The following is a 19770-nucleotide window of genomic DNA, read 5'->3' as shown; positions in this document are numbered from 1 at the left end:
TCCACGTCTAAGTGTGGGAAATAGTGTTGTAACGGAAAGATGGCTCCACATTGGGCAAGCTAACTGCAAAAGAAGTTCAACGGGCAAAACCGGGCGTCTATATCGACGGCAAGGGGCTGCTGCTGAGGGTCAAAAACGACAACGCGAAATCCTGGGTTTTGCGCGTCCAATATGACGGGCGGCGGCGCGACATCGGCTTAGGGTCCACCGATATCCTCACATTGGCGGAGGCGCGCGAGAAATCCGCTGCGCTTCGTAAGGTCGCACTGACGGGTGGCGACCCGATAGCCGAGCGGGACAAGAACAAGACTAAGGTGCCGACCTTCGCTGAGGCAATGCAGCGCACCCATGACGAGCTGGGCAAGGGCTGGGGAGACAAGACCGGCGCTCAATTCCTGTCGAGCCTGACAACCCATGCCCTGCCAACGCTGGGTAAGCACAAGGTGGACATGATCGAGACGGAACACGTCACTGCCGCGCTGGCGAGGATTTGGAACGAGAAACCCCAGATCGCGCGCAAGGTGCGGCACCGGATAAATCAGGTGCTGGCGTTCTCAAAATCGCGCGGGTGGCGGACATCGCCAGTGCCGCTGGCAAAAGAGATCACGGACGGGCTGGCCAAGCAGCCGGAGAGCAAAGGCTTTCGAGCAATGCCCTATAAGGAACTTCCTGCTTATATCGCAGCCGAATTGGCCAAAGCGGATTCACCTGCGCGCCTAGCGGTGCTGTTCACGATATTCACGGCGGCTAGATCGGGCGAGGTTCGGTTTGCTGAGTGGCGGCAGATCGACCGCGAGGATCGCGAGTGGAAGCGGCCCGGCGAGATTATGAAAAACGGCAAGCCCCACACCATTACCCTCAATGATGCGGCGCTGGCGATATTGGACCGGGCGGCGGCGCTGTTCGGAACCGAGGGCCTGATATTCCCCAGCCTGCGCGGCAAGGTGCTGTCGAATGCGGCGCTGGGCAAAATGCTGCGCGATAGCGGGCGGACCGAAACCGTGCATGGTTTCCGCTCGACGTTTCGCGATTGGGCGGCAGAGCGGATGCCAAATGTTCCCTATGCCGTGGCAGAGATGGCGCTGGCGCACACCGTGGGCGATGCGACCGAGCGGGCCTATCTGCGAACCGACCTGCGCGCCCATAGGCGGGCGCTGATGGATGCGTGGACCGCATACGCGGCACCGGCCCTGTCGAGCGGCGTTGATAACGTGGTGGCGCTCCATGGATAGCGGCCCAAAATATCTAGGTTCGGGGATCACGCGCGAGCGGGTCTATAATTACGACGATCCTGATGCTGCCGAGGCTGTCGAGCGGCTAACAATCGAAGGGCTTTGCGCTCAAATTGAGCGAGAATGCTTTGCCATAATGAGCGCCAATGACCTCCCGGACCGGCATTGTTCTTATTTCTGCGACGAGTCGGGAAATTGGTCATTTGAGCGACCGCCACCGCCCTACGGTATCTTTGGAATCCCACGAGGTTGGAGCGTTTGCAACGATGTCTCTACTGTCGTGAAAAGGCGGGGGTATGAATACGATAGCACAGTGGGTTTCGCCGCTGGGATGCTCTGCGACCTGATTTGGCTGAGACGCCATATGCAGGACGGAAATACAACCGAAGTTGCCCTTCACGGGTTTCACCTAGGAAACAAATGGGCGAAGCGGAACCTAAAGCAGAATTGGGAAGCCGATGCGCTACGGGGTCGCAAATGGAGTGAAAGCGCAGTCTCGACGCGCAAGGCTGATGATGCAGATCGTCTCGCTCTGATTGAGGAAATCAAAACCGAGCGGGGCAAGGGCAACCGCGATGCGTTTCGTATTGCGGCCATGCGTCGGCCTGAGTGGGGAAGCGAAAGCACGTTTCGCAACGCATTCTACAAAAAGGCGTCTAAACCTAGCGATTAGACACCCGCACTACCTATAGATGGTCTGCCATTCAATTCCATACAGGAAAGGATGGCAAATGTCGGAACGTCTATTGCGGCTTGAAGCGGTCGAGGATCGCGTCGGCTGGAGAAAATCGAAAATCTATCAGGAAGTGGCGTCGGGCAATTTCCCCCGGCCCATTAAGCACGGCGCTATTAACACTTGGCCCGAAAGTGAAATCGAAGCCTACATCGCCCGCCTGATCGCTGAGCGGATGGAGAAAGCCTAATGCAGAAACGCCTCCCCGCAAGGGAAGGCGCTGTTCTGCTTGGCGGCGAACGCACCTTCTCTACCTCAACCCGCCCCAAAATTCAAGCGAATGCGGCCATGCGCCTGCGCCTCGCGGCGTTGCTGTGGTCCGATGCGCACCGCGAGGTGACGGCATGATCGTGGGCGAAATCTGCGATACCCAGACCGGCTGGACCTACACCCAGGCAGGCCGCCCGGTCGCCTTTGTCATGCCGCTCGATGATCCCGGCGGCGCGACTTACATCCAGTTCGACAACTGGTGGAACGCGCTGCGCTTCGCCCTGACCTTCGCGCACTACAACGGCTGCGAATATGTGGGAGGGCCGGAATCGTGAACGCTCAAACCGCTATCAAACCCGACGAAATCTACACGTTCATGGGCCACATTCCCGCCGAGGAATATGAGCGCCGCGCCAAGCTGCGGTCCTATCGTAACGCTGCCAGCGGCATGATCGCCAGCACCGAATGCGACACGGCCCGCCAGCTTGCTTGGCTTGTGGTCGAGTACGCCACCCCGAACCTCTACGCGGACGCGCCGGTCGAATGGCTGGATAAGCTGAACCTGCTGTCGAAGCGGCTGATGCTGACTGCCATGCAGGCCGAAGAAATGACCCTCCTGTTGCGGGAGGTCTCCGATGCTTGATCCCGACGAGCGCATGGCAGACTTGGAGCGCCAGTACGACGAGCGAATGGCAAAGCTGGATCGTGAACGCGACGGTTCGGACGACACCCGCTCAGCACCCAAGAGCGGCGGCGTGGGGGTCGATGACTTCCGCGCCTACATGCCGAGCCATAACTACATTTTCGCACCCAGCGGCGAACTGTGGCCCGCCACGAGCGTAAATTCCCGGATCAAGCCGATCCCCTTGCTCAATCGCCGCGGTGAACCTGTTTGCGACAAGAAGGGCAATCCGGTCGAGCAGCGGGCAAGCGTATGGTTGGATGAAAACCGTGCGGTCGAGCAGATGACGTGGGCGCCGGGACAAGAGCAGGTGATCGCCGACCGGCTGGTTTCCGATGGCGGATGGATCGACCGCAAGGGCTGCAACATCTTTAATCTGTACCGCCCGCCGGTCGAAACCCCCGGCGATGCAAAGAAGGCGGGCCGCTGGGTCGAGCATGTTCGCAGGGTCTATCCCGAGGACGCCGATCACCTGATTTCGTGGATGGCGCACCGGGTCCAAAAGCCTGCCGAGAAGGTCAATCACGCGATTGTCATGGGCGGCGCGCAGGGCATCGGAAAGGACTCGATCCTAGAGCCGGTGAAGCTCGCGATCGGCCCGTGGAACTTTGCCGAAGTTTCCCCCCAGCACTTGCTTGGGCGATTCAATGGTTTCGTCAAATCCGTGATCCTTCGCGTTAGCGAGGCTCGCGACTTGGGCGACGTGGACCGCTTCAGCTTCTACGATCACATGAAAACCTACACCGCCGCGCCGCCGGACGTGCTGCGCGTCGATGAAAAACACCTGCGCGAGCATTCGGTTTTCAACGTTTGCGGCGTGATTATCACGAGCAATCACAAGACCGATGGCATCTACCTGCCAGCGGACGACCGGCGCCATTACGTTGCATGGTCTAATCTCGACCGCGAAAGCTTCCCGGCTGAATACTGGTCGGAACTGTACGGCTGGTACGGGCAGGGCGGGCTAGGGCACGTTGCGGCCTATCTGCGCGAACTGCCGCTCGACAAGTTCGACGCCAAGTCTCCCCCGCTCAAAACCAAAGCCTTCTGGGATATCGTTGCGGCCAATCAGGCACCCGAGGACGCAGAGCTTGCCGATGCGCTCGAAACCCTCGCGTGGCCCAGCGCAGTCACGATCTCCCACATTGTTAGCGTTGCTCCCCCCGGCTTCGCGGAATGGCTTTGCGACCGGCGCAACAGCCGGAAGATCCCGCACCGGCTTGAGGAATGCGGATACGCAGTCGTTCGCAACCGACACGCCGTTGATGGCTTGCACAAGGTCAGTGGCCGCCGCTGCGTTGTCTATGCGCGCAAAACCCTCTCCCCCCATGACCAGATCGCCGCTGCCGAGCGGCTGGTCGGTAGGTGAAGTCAGTGAAGTCAGTGATCCGCCATTGCGTCTCTAATCTAAAAACAAGGAAAACCAATAACTTAGAAATGGCAAAGCGTACACGCGGGAAAGGGCGTGAAAAGATAATGCCAGATCACTGACTTCACTGACCACACTGACCGAACCAAGGATCAACTAAGATGAACAACGATCTACTGTATGGATTGAAGCGGGTCGCCAAGTTCTTGGAGATAACCCCGAGGCAGGCGCAACACCTTCACGATACCGACCAGATACCGACCTTCAAGCTAGGCAAAATTGTATGCGCTCGCAAGACCGGGCTCAACGAACACTTTGCCAATATTGACGCGCAGTTACGTAACGCAGGCGACCATACCGGCTAATACGCGCTAAGATTAAGGCAGCGATGGCTGTTAGACTAGAGGTGGAAACAATTAAATAAAAGGAACGATAAATGCCCGAACTGACCATTACCGATATGCGCCTGCTGCTGGACGTTGGCACGAGCAACACGCAAGTCCTGGCCTATTTTGACTGCGAGGATGGCAGTTACGTATTCGAGGGATGCACCCTCCTGCGCTTCGCCTCGACCCATACAGTACGCGCCAACCTGCCGACTGTGCATCACTACACCGACCGGCAGTGTGCAATCCGGTTTGCTGACCGCGGGATCAGGGATGACCTGACCGAACTGGCGAAGAAAAGCTTTATGGACCTTGGCGGCGACCCCGACCTTGTGCTGCACCCCTATCGCGGATGCGATGTAAACGGCTGGCCTACCCACCCCTTACACCCGGCAAACCTTGCGGCTGCTAGAGAAGAATATAGCGATATACCACCGAAGTTCCGCCCGCGCGGCACACCTTCCGACCCGGTGAAGGTGACACGCAAAAAGCGGATGATCGACGGACACGAACTGCCGCTTCCCCCGCCCATCAGGAATCCCAAGGGTGAGTGAGTGGCCCTATCACACCGCCCGCTGGCGCAGGCTGCGTAAGGTGCATCTACAGATCGAGCCGCTATGCCGAGGATGCCCCATGCCAACGGTTGCCAGCCACGTGGACCACGTTCAGGCCATAAGCCAAGGCGGAGACCCGTTCCCGTCGCATGATGGCTTGGCCTCATACTGTCCTAGCTGTCACTCGCGTAAGACTGCGCGGGGCCCGGAAGCGGGCGCAGTCTCGACCGACCGACCGATGAAGGGCTGCGATGCGCAGGGCAATCCGCTCGACCCGTCGCACCCGTGGGCAGGAAATCGCTCAGGGCTAAGGGATCGCAGCCCGCCGGGGAATAAACACGCTAAGTTTGTTGTTGCAAATGTAACTAAACCGGGGCTTGGCTAATGGGCGTTCGCGGTCCCGGCGATAAGCGCTTGCGCGCAGCGGCGCGATCATATGACGAAGCGGCCCAGACTGCCCACCCGTGGGAAAAGGTCGGGATGCCCGAAGCCGAGCGGGTGATCGCCTTCCTCGAAACACTGCCAATTGTCATGGGCCTGAAGGCGGGTGAAAACCTGCGCCTGCTAGAGTTTCAAAAGCAATTCGTCCGGGGCGTTTATGGCCCCCGCGATGAGGATGGCGAGCGCCTAGTGCGATTGGCGGCGCTAAGCTGCGCAAGGGGTAATGGGAAATCCGCCGTTCTGAGCGGTCTATCCCTCGCGCATTTAATCGGACCTTGTGCTGAGCCCTACGGCGAAATTTATGCTTCAGCCTTGGACCGTGAGCAAGCGAGCGTTTTATATCATCAAACGCGGGCCTTTATCGAAGCGACCCCGTGGATGGCTGCGCGCGTCGAGATTAAGGAATACAACAAGACGATCACAGACGTGGAGACGCAATCGCGCTGGCGAGCCCTGACAGCCGACGCGCGCAAGGCGCATGGCCTAGCACCCTCGTTTTGGATTGCGGATGAGGTTGCGCAATGGCGCAGCCGGGACCTGTGGGACAATCTCGCCACCGGCATGGGCAAGCGGGCATCGGCGCTAGGTGTGACAATCTCCACCCAGGCGGCGGACGATCTCCATTTTTTCAGCGAAATGCTGGATGCCGAGCCGACGCCTACAGTTTACACCCAGCTTCACGCGGCACCCGACGATTGCGCACTGGATGACCCCGAGGCGTGGGCGGCTGCCAATCCCGCGCTGGGTGATTTTTTGAATGAGGATCAATTTGCCGACGCAGCGGCGCGGGCGATCCGGTCCCCTTCGTTCGAGCCTAGTTTCAGACTTCTACAGCTTAACCAGCGGATCGCAGCCGAGGGCCGCTTCATCGAGCAGGGTGAGTGGGACGCCAATGGCGAGCCCTTCGACATTGAGACCTTGGAAGGTTGCGAATGTTACGGCGGGCTCGACCTTGGCAGCACCCGCGATTTAACCAGCCTAGCCTTGTATTTTCCCGGCGAGGGCAAGCTGCTTTCGTGGCACTGGATTCCTTCCGATACCGTCGCCAAGCGGGCCGAAAAGGACCGGGTGCCCTATGGTCAGTGGATAGCCGAGGGATGGGCCGAGGCGACCAACGGCAATGCGCGCGACGACTTGGCAATCCTGCTGAAGATCGCAGACGTTCGCGGACGCTTTGACATTCGCGGGATTGCCTATGACCGCTGGCAGATCGAGCGGCTGAAAAAGATGCTTTCCGACGAAGGCATCGACCTGCCGATGGTCGAATTTGTGCAAGGGTTTCGCAGCTTCGCCCCGGCGGTCGATTCCTTCGAGACCGCGCTATTGACCGGCAAGCTGCGCCACAATGGCAATCCGCTCCTGCGCTGGCAGGCTGGCAACACGATGGTCGAGACAGATGCCGCCGGAAACCGAAAACCCTCGAAAAATAAGTCTCTCGACAAAACAGACGGGATCGTCGCCGCAATAATGGCCTGCGGCTTGGCAGCTACGCAAAAACCAGAGTCCTACATTACGGCTGACTCGATCCACGTTCTGTAGAACAAACGACCGTCTCCGTTAATACGCGCTGAGATTAAGGCAGTCCGTTCCTGTATAATTCGCATTGGCCGGATTAAGGGAACGGGCGGCCTTTCGCTTCAAGTCCCTTGGCAACAACAACGGAGACTTGAATTGACCAAACTTCACGAATTGCAGGAACAGCGCGCAGCCGCGCACGACCGGATGAAAACTGCGGACGGGGCGGAAGATCAATCCGCTTTCGCGACTGCGGAGACCGAATGGCGCGGCCTAGACGCCAAGATCAAGCGGGCGCAGGCAATTGAGAATGCCGAGCGCCTTGAGGCAGGCGAGCCGATCCACGGTGAAACCGACCCCCAGCTTCGCGCTGCCTACCGCGATTTCAGCATTCGCAAGATGATCGCACACCGCTGCGGCTTCGACGTGGACGCGGGCCGCGAGATCGAAATGCAGGCAGAGCTTCAGCGCCGCGCTGGTAAGCCTGCCGAGGGCTTCTACGTGCCGACTGAGGCACTTGAGACCCGCGTGGGCACCACCGCCTCCAACGGGCAGATTGTCAGCGATGACTACCGCCCGGAACAGTTCATCAATGCGCTGACAAATTCGACGGTGATGAGCCAGATGGGCGCGACCGTCCTGACCGGCCTGACCGGCGATGTCATCCTGCCCCGCGAGACCGGCTCCCCGAATGTGGGATGGGTGAACGAAAATGAGGCGCTTTCGACCAGCGATGCCTCGTTCGACACTGTGAGCCTCAGCCCGCACCACGTTGGGGGCCTGAGCGAGTTCTCGCGCCAGATGGTGATGCAGTCGAGCCCGGACATTGAACGCCTGCTGCGGAACATGCTCGCGCGCGACATTGCGCTCGAAATCGACCGGGCGGCTATCAATGGCAGCGGGACCGGAGCGGAGCCGCGAGGCATCCTGAACGATCCGGGCGTCCCGACCGTGGCATTCGATACGGACTTGTTCACCACGACTGCCGACATGATCGCTGCGGCTGACCTTGCCAACGTGGCTGACACGCGCAGCTTCCTCGCGACCAACGGCATCAAGGCCGATGCGATGAAATTGCGGGACTTGGATGGTCGCCCGATCAGCATGGCCGACACGTTCCATAGCGAGCCGGTCCGCTTCACCAATCAAGCGCCTAACGACCTTGGCGCGGGCACCGACGAACACGCGCTGATCTATGGCGACTGGCGTGATTTCTTGATCGGCGTTTGGAGCCAGCTCGACGTTCTGGTAAATCCCTATGCGGAAAGCGCGTACTCTAAAGGCAATCTTTTGATTCGCGCGATGGCGACGGTCGATTTCGCTGTACGGCGCCCTGCGTCGTTCTCTGCGGCAACTGGTGTGATCGTCTAGGATATGGCGGCGCTTGCCCCCCTTAGCGCCGCCATCGAGCGGCGGGCCTTCACCGAGATTCGCGCCAACTATGGCGCCCGCCGGATTGAAGGTTACGCTGCCACGTTCGGCGCGGAAGCGGACTTAGGTTCCTTCGTGGAAACGATAGAGCCGGGTGCCTTCCGCGCCGCACTAACGGGCGATATTCTGGCCCTCTACGATCACGATATGGGCAAGGTCCTTGGCCGCACCCGATCCGGCACCCTGCGCTTGGCAGAGGATAGCCGGGGTCTGTCGTTCGACCTCTCAATTCCTGACACGCAAGCGGGCCGGGACGTTCTGGCATTGGCAGAGCGCGACGACCTTGGCGGTATGAGCTTTGGCTTCAATATCCCCGATGGCGGCGAGCGTTGGGAGGGCCGCAAGCGCAGCCTGACCACAATCGGCCTGCGCGAGATTTCAGTCGTTAGCGCCTGGCCTGCTTACCCTGACACCGAGATTGCCCTGCGCGCCTTCCAGAACGGCTGTGAAGCTGCGCGGCGGCGCCGGGTCCTTATCCTAGCGGAGACTGCCCAGTGGGACTCCTGACCCGCACCCTTGGCCTTATGGGCCTCGAAATCCGATCCGATGCAAGCCCCACCGATGCTTCATGGCTGGCGCTATCCCCCGGCGTTGGCGCGACCACCGCGACCAGCGCGCGGCAGGCGGAACAGCTTTCCGCGATTTCGGCTTGCGTGGGCGCCATTAGTTCGGCGCTCGCCTACGTCCCCGCGTACGTCTATCGCAGGCAGTCGGATGGAACGCGGCTTGAGGTGACAAACCACCCGCTGCGCTCCCTGTTCGCTGGCGGCGTCAACAGCCGCATGACGTGGCCCGAGTTCTTTGAGCATCTTGTAGCCTCGACGCTGCTGACCGGCAACGGGCTGGCGCAGATCGAGCGCGCCGCCAATGGCCGCGTGACCGGCCTTCGCTGGATTCCATGGCAGCAAGTGACTGTTTCGCAGCTTCGCAGCGGGCGGCTGGCCTATGATGTAAACGATGGCCTGCGCACCCGGCGTTTGTTGGAAGGCGAAGTTCTCCACCTGCGCGAGCGTACCGATGATGGCATTGTCGGCAAAAGCCGGATTGCCCGTGCTGGCGAAACTGTGGCGGGCGTTCGCGCGGCGGATGAATGGGCGCGGTCCTTCCTCGCCAATGGCGCAGCACCCAGCGGCGCGCTGCAGTCCGATAGCAAGATCGACCCTGCCAACGTGGCGAGCCTGCGCAGTCAGCTTGCCGAAAAGTTCATGGGCGCCCGTAATGCAGGGCGACCGATCATCCTTGAAAGCGGGATGAAATGGCAGAGCATCAGCATGAGCCCGGAGGATTCCGAGCTACTGGAAACCCGCAAGTTTGGCGTGATCGAAATCTGCCGACTGTATCAGGTGCCACCGCCGATCATTCAAGCATACGAAAACAACACATTCACGAATGCCGCGCAGGCGGGCCTATGGTTCGCGACCTTCTGCCTCGCCCCGTGGGCGCGCAGGATCGAAAGCGAGTTCGCCCGGACGGTTTTCGCCGCTGGCAGCAATCTTGAGCTTGAACTTGATCTATCCGGCTTCCTGCGCGGCGATCCTGAGACCCGCTGGAATGCGCATAAGATCGCGATTGAAGCGGGTGTGCTGGACGCGGACGAGGTGCGCCAGATCGAGGGATGGAACCCGCGAGCAGCGGCTTGAGGCTAAACTATCGTGCGGTTTGGCATGATGTTGTCACAATTGCTGACTAGGTCTCGCCAAGTGAAACCTTGCGACCCGGTTGTCACTCCACGCACCTTGGCCCCCGCTTCGGCGGGGGTTTCTTTTGCCCGAGAGTGCCAGCGCCTCGCCTTATCAATATGGTCGCGGATCGATTCCCGCTCGGCTTTTCTGCGCCCCACTTTAGCGGATTTTGAGAACACTTCGGCAGAGGGCTCCACCTAGGAGCCGAAAATCGCGAAACCAAACCGTGGCTTGTCGCTTGGTTAATTGGGAGGCTAACCAAGAGAGAGGAATCTATCATGGAACAGCAGAACGATACAGACCGCAAGCAAGGCGGAATGAAACAGGATGACCAGCAGTCCGACCAGAAAAAGGGCGGTCAGCAGAGCGGACAGAACAATGACCGCAACCAAGACAAGAACAACCAAGAAAGCTAATTTTAGCCGCTCCTGCAGCTAGAAGGTTAGAGGGCTGTCGCGTAGCGATGGCCCTCTGGCTTGTTCGCTATGCTCCGCTCTACCGCTGCTAGACCTTAGGGCGCGCAATTTAGTGCGGTGGAAAGCGGGGTCCAGCGCCCGGTCCGGATGTGGGAACGAATGTAGGACAAGCTGGCTGCGTTCTGGCTATTATCGAGCAAAATCAACATCTTATATGTGCTGATTGGCTCCCCGAGTTGGATTCGAACCAACGACCAAGTGATTAACAGTCACCTACTCTACCGCTGAGCTATCGGGGAGCAGCCAGATCGGCAGGGCCGCGCTATATGGGGGCTTACCGGGTTTGGCAAGCGGCCCCGACGCGATTTCTCGCGCCGTTCGGGATCAGACGAGAAATTGCTCCGCAACGATGCGTTCGTCGAGCGCATGGCCGGGATCGAACAGCAATTGCAGCTCCTGCTCGCGGGCGATGTGAAGCGAGACCTCGGCGATGTCGCGGACCTCCTTCTGGTCGGCGACGACCGAGACCGGGCGCTTGTTCGATTCGAGCACACGGAAACGGATCGTGCTGCGGTCGGGCAGGAGCGCGCCGCGCCAGCGACGCGGTCGAAAGGGACTGATGGGGGTGAGCGCAAGCAGGCTGGAATCGAGCGGCAGGATCGGTCCGTTGGCCGAGAGGTTGTAGGCGGTCGATCCGGCGGGGGTAGCCACCAGCACGCCGTCGCAGACCAGTTCCTTGATCCGCACCTTGTCGTCCACCGAGACCTCGATCTTGGCGGTCTGGCGGGTTTCGCGCAGCAACGAGACCTCGTTGATAGCGCAAAACTCCTGCGTGCTTCCGTCCTGTCGGACCGCTTCCATGCACAGCGGGGCGACCGCGACGCTGCGTGCGCGCTCGATCCGGCGGAGCAGCTTTTCGGGCGAGCGGTTGTGGTTCATCAGGAAGCCGACCGTGCCCAGATTTACCCCGTAGACCGGCTTGATGATCCCGCAATCGAGCATGGCGTGGAGCGTCTGCAGCATGGCACCGTCGCCGCCGATGACCACGACCGCCTCGGCTTCCTCGAGCGGGACCCAGTCGGCCAGGCCGCGATACATCGGCGCGACCTCGTGCGCGCGGTCGGTGTCCGAGACGATCAGGGCGAGCTTTTCGAAATTGGGCATCGAGCTTTCCCGTGGTGATCGCTTGGGGGTGGACGTCCTGGCCGCAGCGCTTCCGCGTCGTGGAAATGTGCGGATGCACGCGTGTGTATGGGCGGGCGTCCCATTTGGCAACGCGGGGAAACTACTGGCGTATTTCTCCGATCCGACGGATATGGGGGGTCATGGCCAGCCTCGCCTCAGCGACAGACGACGATACGCGCGACCGGCTGACCGGTCTCGGTACGCTCGACCATGCGCGACAGACGCTCGATCGCTGGTGGCACGAATGGCCCGCAGGCGGGGGCGGTTGCCCGATCCATGTCATGTTGATTTCGGTGGGCCGGATCGATCGGGTCAACGTCGCCTTCGGCGAGACCGCCGGCGATGGCGCGCTGATCGAGATCGCCCAGCGGATTCGCCATTTTGCCGGCGACGAACTCGAGAGCGGTGTGTGGATCGCGGCGCGCAGCTCGGGCGACACTTTTCTCCTGGCACTGCGCGAGGAATGCAATCGCGAGCGCTGGCAGTGGCTCGCGGAGGCGCTGGCCGATGCCATTGCCATGCCCATCAGCGACCCCGACACCGGGCACAGCTTGCGGCTGTGGCCGCGGGTGGCGCTGATCCGCGCGGTCGAGGGCGATACCTCCGCGTCGCTGCTCGATACCCTGTCCGAGGCATCCGCGCGGATTCGCTCGTTGCCCGGCCATCGCGTGGTGTGGACCAGCGGCCAGCTCGCCAAGGACGGCCGCTCGAGCCAGCAGCTCGAGGCCGATCTGCTTGCGGCGATCGATCACGATGAAATCTCGATTCGCTTTCAGCCGCAATATGCGCTCGCAACCGACCGTCTGATCGGCGCCGAAGCGCTCGCGCGCTGGGATCATCCCGTGCTCGGGCGGGTCGGCGCCGCGACCTTGTTCACCATCGCCGAACGTGCAGACCACACCGCGCAACTTTCACGCCATATCGCCGGCAAGGCGCTGGAGGCGGCACGTGCCTGGCCGAAGGATTTGCGGCTTTCGATCAACGTCACCCCGGCCGATCTCGCTGCTGGCAGCTTTGCGCGCGAGTTTCTCGCGCTGGTCGAGACTAACGGGATCGATCCGCATTCGCTGACGCTCGAGATCACCGAACAGGTGCTGCTTGCCGATCTCGAGCAAGTCAGCGGGGTCCTCGACCAGCTCAAGGCTACCGGGATCAGCCTCTCGCTCGACGATTTCGGTGCGGGTTTCTGCAATTTCAGATATTTGAAAGTGCTGCCGATCGATCATCTCAAGCTCGATCGCTCGATGATCGAGGGAGTCCTCGATGACGGGCGCGATCTTGCGGTCTTCCGCGCCATCGTTGCCATGGCCAAGGCGCTCGATCTCAAGGTCGTCGTCGAAGGGGTCGAGACCGAAGCCCAGCGCGCACTGATCGCCCGAGAAGGGTGCGAGGTCTATCAGGGGTTCCTGCGCGCCGAGCCGATGCTTGCTGAGGACTTCCTGGCACTGGTTTCGCCCTAGGCGGGCTTTTTAGCCTTGCGCGCCTTGCGTGCGATCCCGCCGAGCCCCTTGGTCAGCTGATAGAGCCCGTTCAGACGGCTCTCGGGTGAATTCCACGCACGACTGATCACCAGTTTCATGTCGGGACGCAGCTTTGCCGTGCCCTTCAACCGGTCGACATAGGCGAGCAGCCCCATCGGATCGGGGAAATCGTCATTGTGGAAAGTGACCAGCGTGCCGGCATTGCCGACATCGATCTTGGCGATGTTCGCCTCGATCGCCTGATGCTTGATTTCGATCAGCCGAACCAGGTTTGCGGTCGCTGCGGGAAGATCGCCGAAGCGGTCGATCATCTCGGCGGCCATCGCCTCGATTTCGCTCTTGTCGCGCGCATCGTTGAGCCGGCGGTAGAGCGCCATCCGCACCGCCAGATCGGGGACGTAATCCTCGGGGATCATAATCGGCGCATCGACGGTGATCTGCGGGCTGACGCTGTCGGGTTTGGCATCGAGCCCGGCCTCGCCGGCCTTGGCGGCCAGAATGGCGTCCTCGAGCATCGACTGGTACAATTCGAACCCGACCTCGCGGATATGCCCCGACTGTTCGTCGCCGAGCAGATTGCCCGCGCCGCGGATATCGAGATCGTGGCTGGCGAGCTGGAAGCCGGCGCCCAGACTGTCGAGATCGCCGAGCACCTTGAGCCGCTTCTCGCCCACTTCCGAAAGCTGCGTATCCCGAGCGTAGGTGAGATAGGCATAGGCCCGCAATTTCGCCCGGCCGACGCGCCCGCGCAGCTGGTAGAGCTGCGCGAGGCCGAAGATATCCGCGCGGTGTATGATGATCGTGTTGGCGCTGGGGATGTCGAGCCCGCTCTCGACGATGGTGGTCGCCAGCAGCACGTCGTACTGCCGGTCGTAGAAGGCGCTCATCCGCTCCTCGACCTCGTTCGGCGCCATCTGGCCGTGCGCGGTGACCGCCTTGATCTCGGGCACCGCCTCGCGCAGCCATTTCTCGAGCTCGGGCATATCGGCGATGCGCGGCACGATGATGAAGCTCTGCCCGCCACGATGGTGTTCGCGCAGCAGCGCCTCGCGCATCACGATCTCGTCCCATTCCATCACATAGGTCCGCACCGCGAGGCGATCGACCGGCGGAGTCTGGATCGTCGAGAGTTCGCGCAGACCCGTCATCGCCATCTGCAGCGTGCGCGGGATGGGCGTGGCCGTGAGGGTGAGCATATGCACATCGGCGCGCAGCTGCTTGAGCTTTTCCTTGTGGGTCACCCCGAAGCGCTGTTCCTCGTCGACGATCACGAGGCCGAGGTCCTTGAAAGCGGTGCTCTTCGACAGGATCGCATGGGTGCCCACGACGATGTCGAGCGCGCCGCTCGCCAGCCGCTCGCGGGTTTCCTTCATCTCCTTGGCAGGAACCAGCCGGCTGAGCCTGCCGACCTCGACCGGAAAACCGGCGAAACGCTCGGAAAAGCCCTGGTAATGCTGGCGTGCAAGCAGTGTGGTGGGGGCGATCACCGCCACCTGCTGCCCGTTCATCGCCGCGACGAAGGCGGCGCGCAGCGCCACCTCGGTCTTGCCGAAGCCGACATCGCCGCAGACCAGCCGGTCCATCGGATGGCCGCTCTCCAGATCGCGCAGCACATCCTCGATGGCGCGCTCCTGATCTTCGGTTTCCTCCCATGGAAAACGGTCGAGGAACTGGTTGAAAGGCCCTGATTCGACTTCGAAAACCGGTGCCTTGCGCAGCGCGCGCGCGGCGGCGGTGCGAAGCAATTCGTGCGCGATCTCGCGGATCCGCTCCTTGAGCTGCGAGCGACGCTTCTGCCACGCCTCGCCCCCGAGCCGGTCGAGCATGACCGCATCCTCGGACGAACCGTAGCGGCTGAGGACATCGATGTTCTCGACCGGGATGAACAGCTTGTCGCCGCCGCGATAGGCCAGCATCACGCAATCGTGCTTGCTCTTGCCGACTGCGATCGCCTCGAGCCCGAGATATTTGCCGATGCCGTGCTCGGTGTGGACGACAAGATCGCCGACCGAGAGTGCCTGCAGTTCGGCGAGGAAGGCGTCGGAACTCTTGCGCTTCTTGCGTCGCCGCACCAGCCGGTCGCCGAGGATGTCCTGCTCGGTCAGGACCTCAAGTTCGTCATTGGCGAAGCTGGTATCGAGCGGGACGATCAACGCCGCGGGCACGCCCTTGGCCGACAGGCCGAGCGCTTCCTGCCAGCTGCTCGCCAGCTGGATGGTGATTCCGGCTTCCTCGAGGATCGAGACCATCCGCGCCCGGCTGCCCTTGGAATAGGTCGCCAGCAGCGGCCTGCGCCCGGCCTTGCCGACCGATTTGAGATGATCGACCAGCAGCGGGTAGACATTCTCGCCGCGCGCGCGATCGGGGCCGAAATCGCGGCCCGAGCGGAACCCGAAATCGACGACCTTGGCGCTTTCGGGCTCGTCGAAGCCGGTGCTGCGGTGGACCGGGTGGGCATCGAGCGCGCGGGTCAGCTCGTCCTTGTCGAGATAGAGCGAAGCGGGTTCAACCGGGCGGTAGCTGCCCTTGGCCTGACCGGTGGCCTGCGTGCGCGCAGCGTAATAATCGGCGATATCGCCCAGCCGCTCCTCGGCCGCCGTCATCGCCGCGCCGTCGATCACGACGATATCGCGGTCGTCGAGATGGTCGAACAGCGTCGCCATCCGTTCCTCGAACAGCGGCAGCCAGTGTTCCATCCCCGCGAGGCGGCGGCCTTCGCTGACCGCCTCGTAGAGTGGGTCCTGGGTCGCGTCGGCGCCGAACAATTCGCGGTAGCGTCCGCGGAATCGCTTGATGCTGTCCTCGTCGAGCAAGGCCTCGCTGGCGGGGAGCAGCAGATGCGATTCGATCCGCGCGGTGGTCATCTGCGTGTTGGGGTCGAACAGCCGCAGGCTTTCCAGCTCGTCGCCGAAGAAATCGAGCCGCAGTCCTTCGTCGAGGCCCGAGGGGAAGACATCGACGATCGAGCCGCGAATCGCGTATTCGCCCTTGTCCGCGACCGTGTCGGTGCGGCTGTAACCCTGCCGCTGGAGCAGCCGCGCGAGGCTGTCGCGGCCGATCTCGCTCCCGATGGCGAATTCGCGCACACCTTCGCGGATGCGGAACGGGGTCAGCACCCGCTGCAGCGCGGCGTTGATGGTGGTGACCAGCAATTGCGCGCCGGACTTGCCGGTCTGCAACCGGTGCAGCGCGGCAAGCCGCTTGGCGCTGACGGTCAGCGCCGGGCTGGAGCGATCGTAAGGCAGCGCATCCCAGGCGGGAAACTCGATCACCTCGAGTTCGGGGGCGAAATAATGCGCAGCATCGCTGACCGCGCGCATGGCGGCATCGTCGGGGGCGATGAACACCGCGCGGCCCGCTCCGGCGCGCGCGAGATCGGCCATGACCAGCGGCTGGCTGCCGCGGGCCACCTGCGCCAGCGTCAGCGGTGTCGTTGCTTCAAGAATGCGGGAGAGATCGGGCATGGTCGTGATCAGCGCGGCATGGGAGGTGGCGTTCCCGTCAGCGAGGAATGTCGACATAGTCGAGCAGCATCATGCTCTCGATCAATTCGCCCTGAAAGCGCGGTGGGACGGGCTGGGTGCCGAGCGCCCAGGCCATTACATCGACATCGTCTTCTTCGAGCAGCGCTTCGAACCAGGCCAGTTCATCGGGCTTCCATTGCTCGTGGTAGCGATCGAAAAAACCGCCGAACATGTAATCCGCTTCGCGCGTGCCGCGGTGCCAGGCGCGGAAACGGGCGCGCTGCAGGCGGCCTTGGAAGGTGAGGGCTTCGGGCATGGCGCGCGCCTATCCTGCGCGCCCTGCCAGCGCAAGCGGGGATCACTGTCCACAGGAGGCGCAAGGCTCCGCGCGATCGTGGCTTTCGCAAGCTATCCCACTGCGGCTAGACGATGGCGATGCGCCCCGATGTCCTCAATCCGCTGTTCGCCGAGACCGATACGCTCGACGGCGTCGGGCCCAAGCTCAAGAAGCCGCTGGAGAAACTCGGGCTGACGAGGGCGCGCGACCTCGTCTACCACCTGCCCGAGCGCTTCGTCACCCGGCGCGCGGTCGGCACGATCGACGAGGCGGGCGAGGGCGAGCAGATCGTGGTCAAGCTGGCGGTGATCGAGCATCGCGGCGGCCGCAATCCGCGCGCACCCTATCGCGTGCTGGCGCAGGACAGTGTGGGCAATGTCCTGTCGCTGACCTATTTCGGCCGCGCGTCCTACACCGCCAAGAAGCAGCTTCCCGTGGGCGAGAACCGCTGGGTGGCCGGCAAGCTCGAACGCTATGGCGACATGATGCAGATCGTCCATCCCGACCATGTGCTGGAAGAAGGCGGCGACACTCTGCAGCGATTGTGCGAGCCGGTCTATCGCCTGTCCGAAGGGCTGACCCAGCCCAAAATGGCGGGGCTGATCGAACAGGCGCTGGCGCGCGCGCCCGAGCTACCCGAATGGTGCGAGGCCGGACAGGTCGAGCGCGAAGGCTGGCCCGGCTGGCGCGAAGCGCTGCGGCTCGCACATGGCGGCGAGGACGCTGCAGCGCGCGACCGGCTCGCCTATGACGAATTGCTCGCCAACGCGCTGGCGCTGATGCTGGTCCGCGCGGACAACCGCCAGCGCAAGGGCCAGCCGCTCAAGGGCGACGGGTCTTTGCGCGACCGGCTGGCCTTGCCATTCCCGCTGACCGGCGCGCAGACCCGCTCGATCGCCGAGATCGAGGGCGATCTGGTTCAGGATACCCCGATGCTAAGGCTGCTCCAGGGCGATGTCGGCGCGGGCAAGACCGTGGTCGCGCTGGCGGGGATGCTGATCGCGGTCGAGGCGGGAGCGCAGGCCGCGCTGCTCGCGCCGACCGAAATCCTCGCCCGCCAGCATTACGAAAGCCTGCGCCGGCTGGCCGAGCCGACCGGGGCGCGGGTCGCGCTGCTGACCGGGCGCGACAAGGGCAAGGCGCGCGAATCCACGCTGATGGGGCTGCTCGACGGCAGCATCGATATCGTGATCGGCACCCATGCGATCTTTCAGGACAAGGTCGCCTATCGCAATCTCGCGATGGTGGTGATCGACGAGCAGCACCGCTTCGGGGTCGGCCAGCGGCTGATGCTGGCGAGCAAGGGCCGCACCGCGCCGCATGTCCTCGCGATGACCGCCACGCCGATCCCGCGCACTTTGACGCTGGCGCAATATGGCGAACTGGATGTCAGCAAGCTCGACGAATTGCCCCCCGGGCGGCAGACGATCGAAACGCGGGTGGTGCCGCTGACGCGGCTCGACGAGGTCGCCGCCGGGGTCGAGCGCCATCTGACCAGCGGTCAGCAGGCCTATTGGGTCTGCCCGATGGTGCGCGAAAACGAGAACGACGACACCGCTGCGGCGGAGGCGCGCTATGCGTCGCTCAAGGAGCGCTTCGGCAAGGATGTGGTGCTGGTCCACGGCCAGCTCACCCCGGAGATGAAGGATGCAGCAATGGAGCGTTTTGCCAGCGGCCAGGCCAAGCTGCTGGTCGCAACCACGGTGATCGAGGTCGGGGTCGATGTCCCCAATGCAACACTGATGGTGATCGAGCAGGCCGAGCGTTTCGGTCTGGCGCAGCTTCACCAATTGCGCGGACGGGTCGGGCGCGGGAGCGAGAAATCGACCTGCCTGCTGCTGCGCGGCGACAAGTTGTCGGAAACCGCGCGCGACCGACTGGCGCTGATGCGCGAAACGCAGGACGGCTTTCGTTTAGCGGAAGAGGACCTGCGGTTGCGCGGCGGGGGCGAATTGCTCGGGACGCGGCAATCGGGCGAGAGCGCGTTCCAGATCGCCGAGCTCGAGCAGATCACCAGGCTTCTGCCCACCGCACACGACGATGCGCGGCTGCTGATGGAGCGCGACGGTGGTCTGGAAGGCAAGCGCGGCGCGGCGGCGCGGGTGCTGCTGTATCTGTTCGAACGGGATTTCGGGGTGAAGACGTTGCGCGGCGGCTAGCTGCGCTGTTCGGAAAGCAGCACCGCGACCAGAGCTTCGGCGGCGGCATCGACTTCCTTCCAGGTGGCGGCGAAGTCGGACTCGCTGCCATGGTAGGGATCGGCGACCGAGCGGCCGCTGGTGCCGGGGACGACATCGAGCAGCAGGCCAATCTTCGCTGTCGATTCTGCCGGAGCGATGGCCCGGACGTCGGCGAGATTGTCCTCGTCCATCACCAGGATATGGTCGAAGCGTGCAAAATCTTCGCGAGAAAGCTGGCGCCCGCAATAGGCGCCGATCTCGATCCCCTGACGCCGCGCCTCGGCGATGGCGCGCGGATCGGGCGGTTCGCCGACATGGTAACCGGCGGTGCCGACGCTGTCGATTTTGAGCTCCAGGCTGGCGGCAGCGGCACGGTGGCGCAGGGCCGCTTCGGCCAGCGGCGAACGGCAGATATTGCCGAGGCAGACGAACAGGATCGAGGGCGTGGTCATGCTACCACCCTACTGGACCC

The 19770-nt window shown here is 62.5% G+C and carries 21 protein-coding genes and 1 tRNA gene; 17 read left to right on the top strand and 5 right to left on the bottom strand.

What is annotated here, in order from left to right:
- Positions 1-50 precede the first annotated feature (50 nt).
- From A9995_RS02695 to A9995_RS16935, 15 genes are all read left to right on the top strand, one after another.
- Positions 51-1232, top strand: a complete 1182-nt coding sequence (locus A9995_RS02695; protein ID WP_067608760.1) for a site-specific integrase — start codon at positions 51-53, stop codon at positions 1230-1232.
- Positions 1225-1905 (top strand): hypothetical protein, encoded by a 681-nt coding sequence (locus A9995_RS16475; RefSeq protein WP_145916767.1) that lies wholly within the window; start codon positions 1225-1227, stop codon positions 1903-1905. The genes A9995_RS02695 and A9995_RS16475 overlap by 8 nt, the downstream gene beginning before the upstream one ends.
- 58 nt (positions 1906-1963) lie before the next feature.
- Positions 1964-2155, top strand: a complete 192-nt coding sequence (locus tag A9995_RS02690) for an AlpA family transcriptional regulator (RefSeq protein ID WP_199797198.1) — start codon at positions 1964-1966, stop codon at positions 2153-2155.
- Positions 2155-2313 carry a hypothetical protein gene (locus A9995_RS16940; RefSeq protein WP_168157310.1) on the top strand — a complete coding sequence of 53 codons (159 nt, stop codon included), beginning with the start codon at positions 2155-2157 and terminating at the stop codon, positions 2311-2313. Before A9995_RS02690 ends, A9995_RS16940 begins: the two co-directional genes overlap by 1 nt.
- Positions 2310-2510, top strand: coding sequence for a hypothetical protein (locus A9995_RS02685; RefSeq protein WP_067608754.1), 201 nt, complete (start codon positions 2310-2312; stop codon positions 2508-2510). The genes A9995_RS16940 and A9995_RS02685 overlap by 4 nt, the downstream gene beginning before the upstream one ends.
- Entirely contained in the window at positions 2507-2818 is a 312-nt protein-coding gene (locus A9995_RS02680; protein WP_067608751.1) for a hypothetical protein, read from the top strand. The genes A9995_RS02685 and A9995_RS02680 overlap by 4 nt, the downstream gene beginning before the upstream one ends.
- A complete protein-coding gene (locus A9995_RS02675; RefSeq protein WP_067608748.1) occupies positions 2811-4226 on the top strand; it encodes a primase-helicase family protein in 1416 nt (471 codons plus the stop codon). The genes A9995_RS02680 and A9995_RS02675 overlap by 8 nt, the downstream gene beginning before the upstream one ends.
- 161 nt (positions 4227-4387) lie before the next feature.
- Positions 4388-4591, top strand: a complete 204-nt coding sequence (locus A9995_RS02670; RefSeq protein WP_067608745.1) for a hypothetical protein — start codon at positions 4388-4390, stop codon at positions 4589-4591.
- A 71-nt stretch (positions 4592-4662) separates the two neighbouring features.
- Positions 4663-5166, top strand: coding sequence for a hypothetical protein (locus A9995_RS02665; protein ID WP_067608742.1), 504 nt, complete (start codon positions 4663-4665; stop codon positions 5164-5166).
- Positions 5159-5551 carry an HNH endonuclease gene (locus A9995_RS17595; RefSeq protein ID WP_369815795.1) on the top strand — a complete coding sequence of 131 codons (393 nt, stop codon included), beginning with the start codon at positions 5159-5161 and terminating at the stop codon, positions 5549-5551. The genes A9995_RS02665 and A9995_RS17595 overlap by 8 nt, the downstream gene beginning before the upstream one ends.
- Positions 5552-5646: 95 nt before the next feature.
- Positions 5647-7146, top strand: coding sequence for a terminase large subunit (locus A9995_RS02660; RefSeq protein WP_082992458.1), 1500 nt, complete (start codon positions 5647-5649; stop codon positions 7144-7146).
- A gap of 132 nt (positions 7147-7278) precedes the next feature.
- Complete coding sequence (locus A9995_RS02655) at positions 7279-8493, top strand: phage major capsid protein (protein WP_233998052.1); 1215 nt, start codon at positions 7279-7281, stop codon at positions 8491-8493.
- A 3-nt stretch (positions 8494-8496) separates the two neighbouring features.
- On the top strand, positions 8497-9060 hold the full coding sequence (locus A9995_RS02650; RefSeq protein ID WP_067608736.1) for an HK97 family phage prohead protease: 564 nt from the start codon (positions 8497-8499) through the stop codon (positions 9058-9060).
- Between the two features lie 17 nt (positions 9061-9077).
- On the top strand, positions 9078-10193 hold the full coding sequence (locus A9995_RS02645; RefSeq protein WP_255360146.1) for a phage portal protein: 1116 nt from the start codon (positions 9078-9080) through the stop codon (positions 10191-10193).
- Positions 10194-10513: 320 nt separating this feature from the next.
- Complete coding sequence (locus A9995_RS16935; protein WP_168157309.1) at positions 10514-10651, top strand: hypothetical protein; 138 nt, start codon at positions 10514-10516, stop codon at positions 10649-10651.
- 224 nt (positions 10652-10875) lie between these two features.
- Here A9995_RS16935 and A9995_RS02640 read toward each other — a convergent pair.
- Together A9995_RS02640 and A9995_RS02635 are read right to left on the bottom strand one after the other, a co-directional pair.
- Positions 10876-10950, bottom strand: a tRNA-Asn gene (locus A9995_RS02640).
- Positions 10951-11035: 85 nt separating this feature from the next.
- Entirely contained in the window at positions 11036-11815 is a 780-nt protein-coding gene (locus A9995_RS02635) for an NAD kinase (protein WP_067608730.1), read from the bottom strand.
- A 161-nt stretch (positions 11816-11976) separates the two neighbouring features.
- Between A9995_RS02635 and A9995_RS02630 the strand changes: the two genes are divergently transcribed.
- A complete protein-coding gene (locus A9995_RS02630; protein ID WP_067608727.1) occupies positions 11977-13296 on the top strand; it encodes a GGDEF domain-containing phosphodiesterase in 1320 nt (439 codons plus the stop codon).
- Here A9995_RS02630 and mfd read toward each other — a convergent pair.
- On the bottom strand, positions 13293-16781 hold the full coding sequence (gene mfd / locus A9995_RS02625) for a transcription-repair coupling factor (RefSeq protein ID WP_067609493.1): 3489 nt from the start codon (positions 16779-16781) through the stop codon (positions 13293-13295). The genes A9995_RS02630 and mfd overlap by 4 nt on opposite strands.
- A gap of 37 nt (positions 16782-16818) precedes the next feature.
- Positions 16819-17097, bottom strand: a complete 279-nt coding sequence (locus tag A9995_RS02620) for a succinate dehydrogenase assembly factor 2 (RefSeq protein WP_067608723.1) — start codon at positions 17095-17097, stop codon at positions 16819-16821.
- A 119-nt stretch (positions 17098-17216) separates the two neighbouring features.
- On the opposite strand from A9995_RS02620, the gene recG reads away from it, so the two are divergent.
- Positions 17217-19277 (top strand): ATP-dependent DNA helicase RecG, encoded by a 2061-nt coding sequence (gene recG, locus A9995_RS02615; protein WP_067609491.1) that lies wholly within the window; start codon positions 17217-17219, stop codon positions 19275-19277.
- Here recG and A9995_RS02610 read toward each other — a convergent pair.
- Positions 19274-19750, bottom strand: a complete 477-nt coding sequence (locus A9995_RS02610; protein ID WP_067608719.1) for a low molecular weight protein-tyrosine-phosphatase — start codon at positions 19748-19750, stop codon at positions 19274-19276. The genes recG and A9995_RS02610 overlap by 4 nt on opposite strands.
- Positions 19751-19770 lie beyond the last annotated feature (20 nt).

Origin of the sequence: Erythrobacter sp. QSSC1-22B (genome assembly GCF_001678665.1) — a bacterium.
In the GTDB taxonomy this organism is placed as follows: domain Bacteria; phylum Pseudomonadota; class Alphaproteobacteria; order Sphingomonadales; family Sphingomonadaceae; genus Qipengyuania.
This window is presented reverse-complemented; position numbering and strand designations above follow the sequence as displayed.

What these genes read in the sequence shown, in the direction of transcription:
- A9995_RS02630 (WP_067608727.1), top strand. Translation starts at nt 11,977, where the DNA reads ATGGCCAGCCTCGCCTCAGCGACAGACGACGATACGCGCGACCGGCTG.
- A9995_RS02660 (WP_082992458.1), top strand. Translation starts at nt 5,647, where the DNA reads ATGCCCGAAGCCGAGCGGGTGATCGCCTTCCTCGAAACACTGCCAATT.
- mfd (WP_067609493.1), bottom strand. Translation starts at nt 16,781, where the DNA reads ATGCCCGATCTCTCCCGCATTCTTGAAGCAACGACACCGCTGACGCTG.
- A9995_RS16475 (WP_145916767.1), top strand. Translation starts at nt 1,225, where the DNA reads ATGGATAGCGGCCCAAAATATCTAGGTTCGGGGATCACGCGCGAGCGG.
- A9995_RS02690 (WP_199797198.1), top strand. Translation starts at nt 1,964, where the DNA reads ATGTCGGAACGTCTATTGCGGCTTGAAGCGGTCGAGGATCGCGTCGGC.
- A9995_RS16940 (WP_168157310.1), top strand. Translation starts at nt 2,155, where the DNA reads ATGCAGAAACGCCTCCCCGCAAGGGAAGGCGCTGTTCTGCTTGGCGGC.
- A9995_RS16935 (WP_168157309.1), top strand. Translation starts at nt 10,514, where the DNA reads ATGGAACAGCAGAACGATACAGACCGCAAGCAAGGCGGAATGAAACAG.
- A9995_RS02670 (WP_067608745.1), top strand. Translation starts at nt 4,388, where the DNA reads ATGAACAACGATCTACTGTATGGATTGAAGCGGGTCGCCAAGTTCTTG.
- A9995_RS02610 (WP_067608719.1), bottom strand. Translation starts at nt 19,750, where the DNA reads ATGACCACGCCCTCGATCCTGTTCGTCTGCCTCGGCAATATCTGCCGT.
- A9995_RS02650 (WP_067608736.1), top strand. Translation starts at nt 8,497, where the DNA reads ATGGCGGCGCTTGCCCCCCTTAGCGCCGCCATCGAGCGGCGGGCCTTC.
- recG (WP_067609491.1), top strand. Translation starts at nt 17,217, where the DNA reads ATGCGCCCCGATGTCCTCAATCCGCTGTTCGCCGAGACCGATACGCTC.
- A9995_RS02620 (WP_067608723.1), bottom strand. Translation starts at nt 17,097, where the DNA reads ATGCCCGAAGCCCTCACCTTCCAAGGCCGCCTGCAGCGCGCCCGTTTC.
- A9995_RS02635 (WP_067608730.1), bottom strand. Translation starts at nt 11,815, where the DNA reads ATGCCCAATTTCGAAAAGCTCGCCCTGATCGTCTCGGACACCGACCGC.
- A9995_RS02685 (WP_067608754.1), top strand. Translation starts at nt 2,310, where the DNA reads ATGATCGTGGGCGAAATCTGCGATACCCAGACCGGCTGGACCTACACC.
- A9995_RS02665 (WP_067608742.1), top strand. Translation starts at nt 4,663, where the DNA reads ATGCCCGAACTGACCATTACCGATATGCGCCTGCTGCTGGACGTTGGC.
- A9995_RS02675 (WP_067608748.1), top strand. Translation starts at nt 2,811, where the DNA reads ATGCTTGATCCCGACGAGCGCATGGCAGACTTGGAGCGCCAGTACGAC.
- A9995_RS02645 (WP_255360146.1), top strand. Translation starts at nt 9,078, where the DNA reads ATGGGCCTCGAAATCCGATCCGATGCAAGCCCCACCGATGCTTCATGG.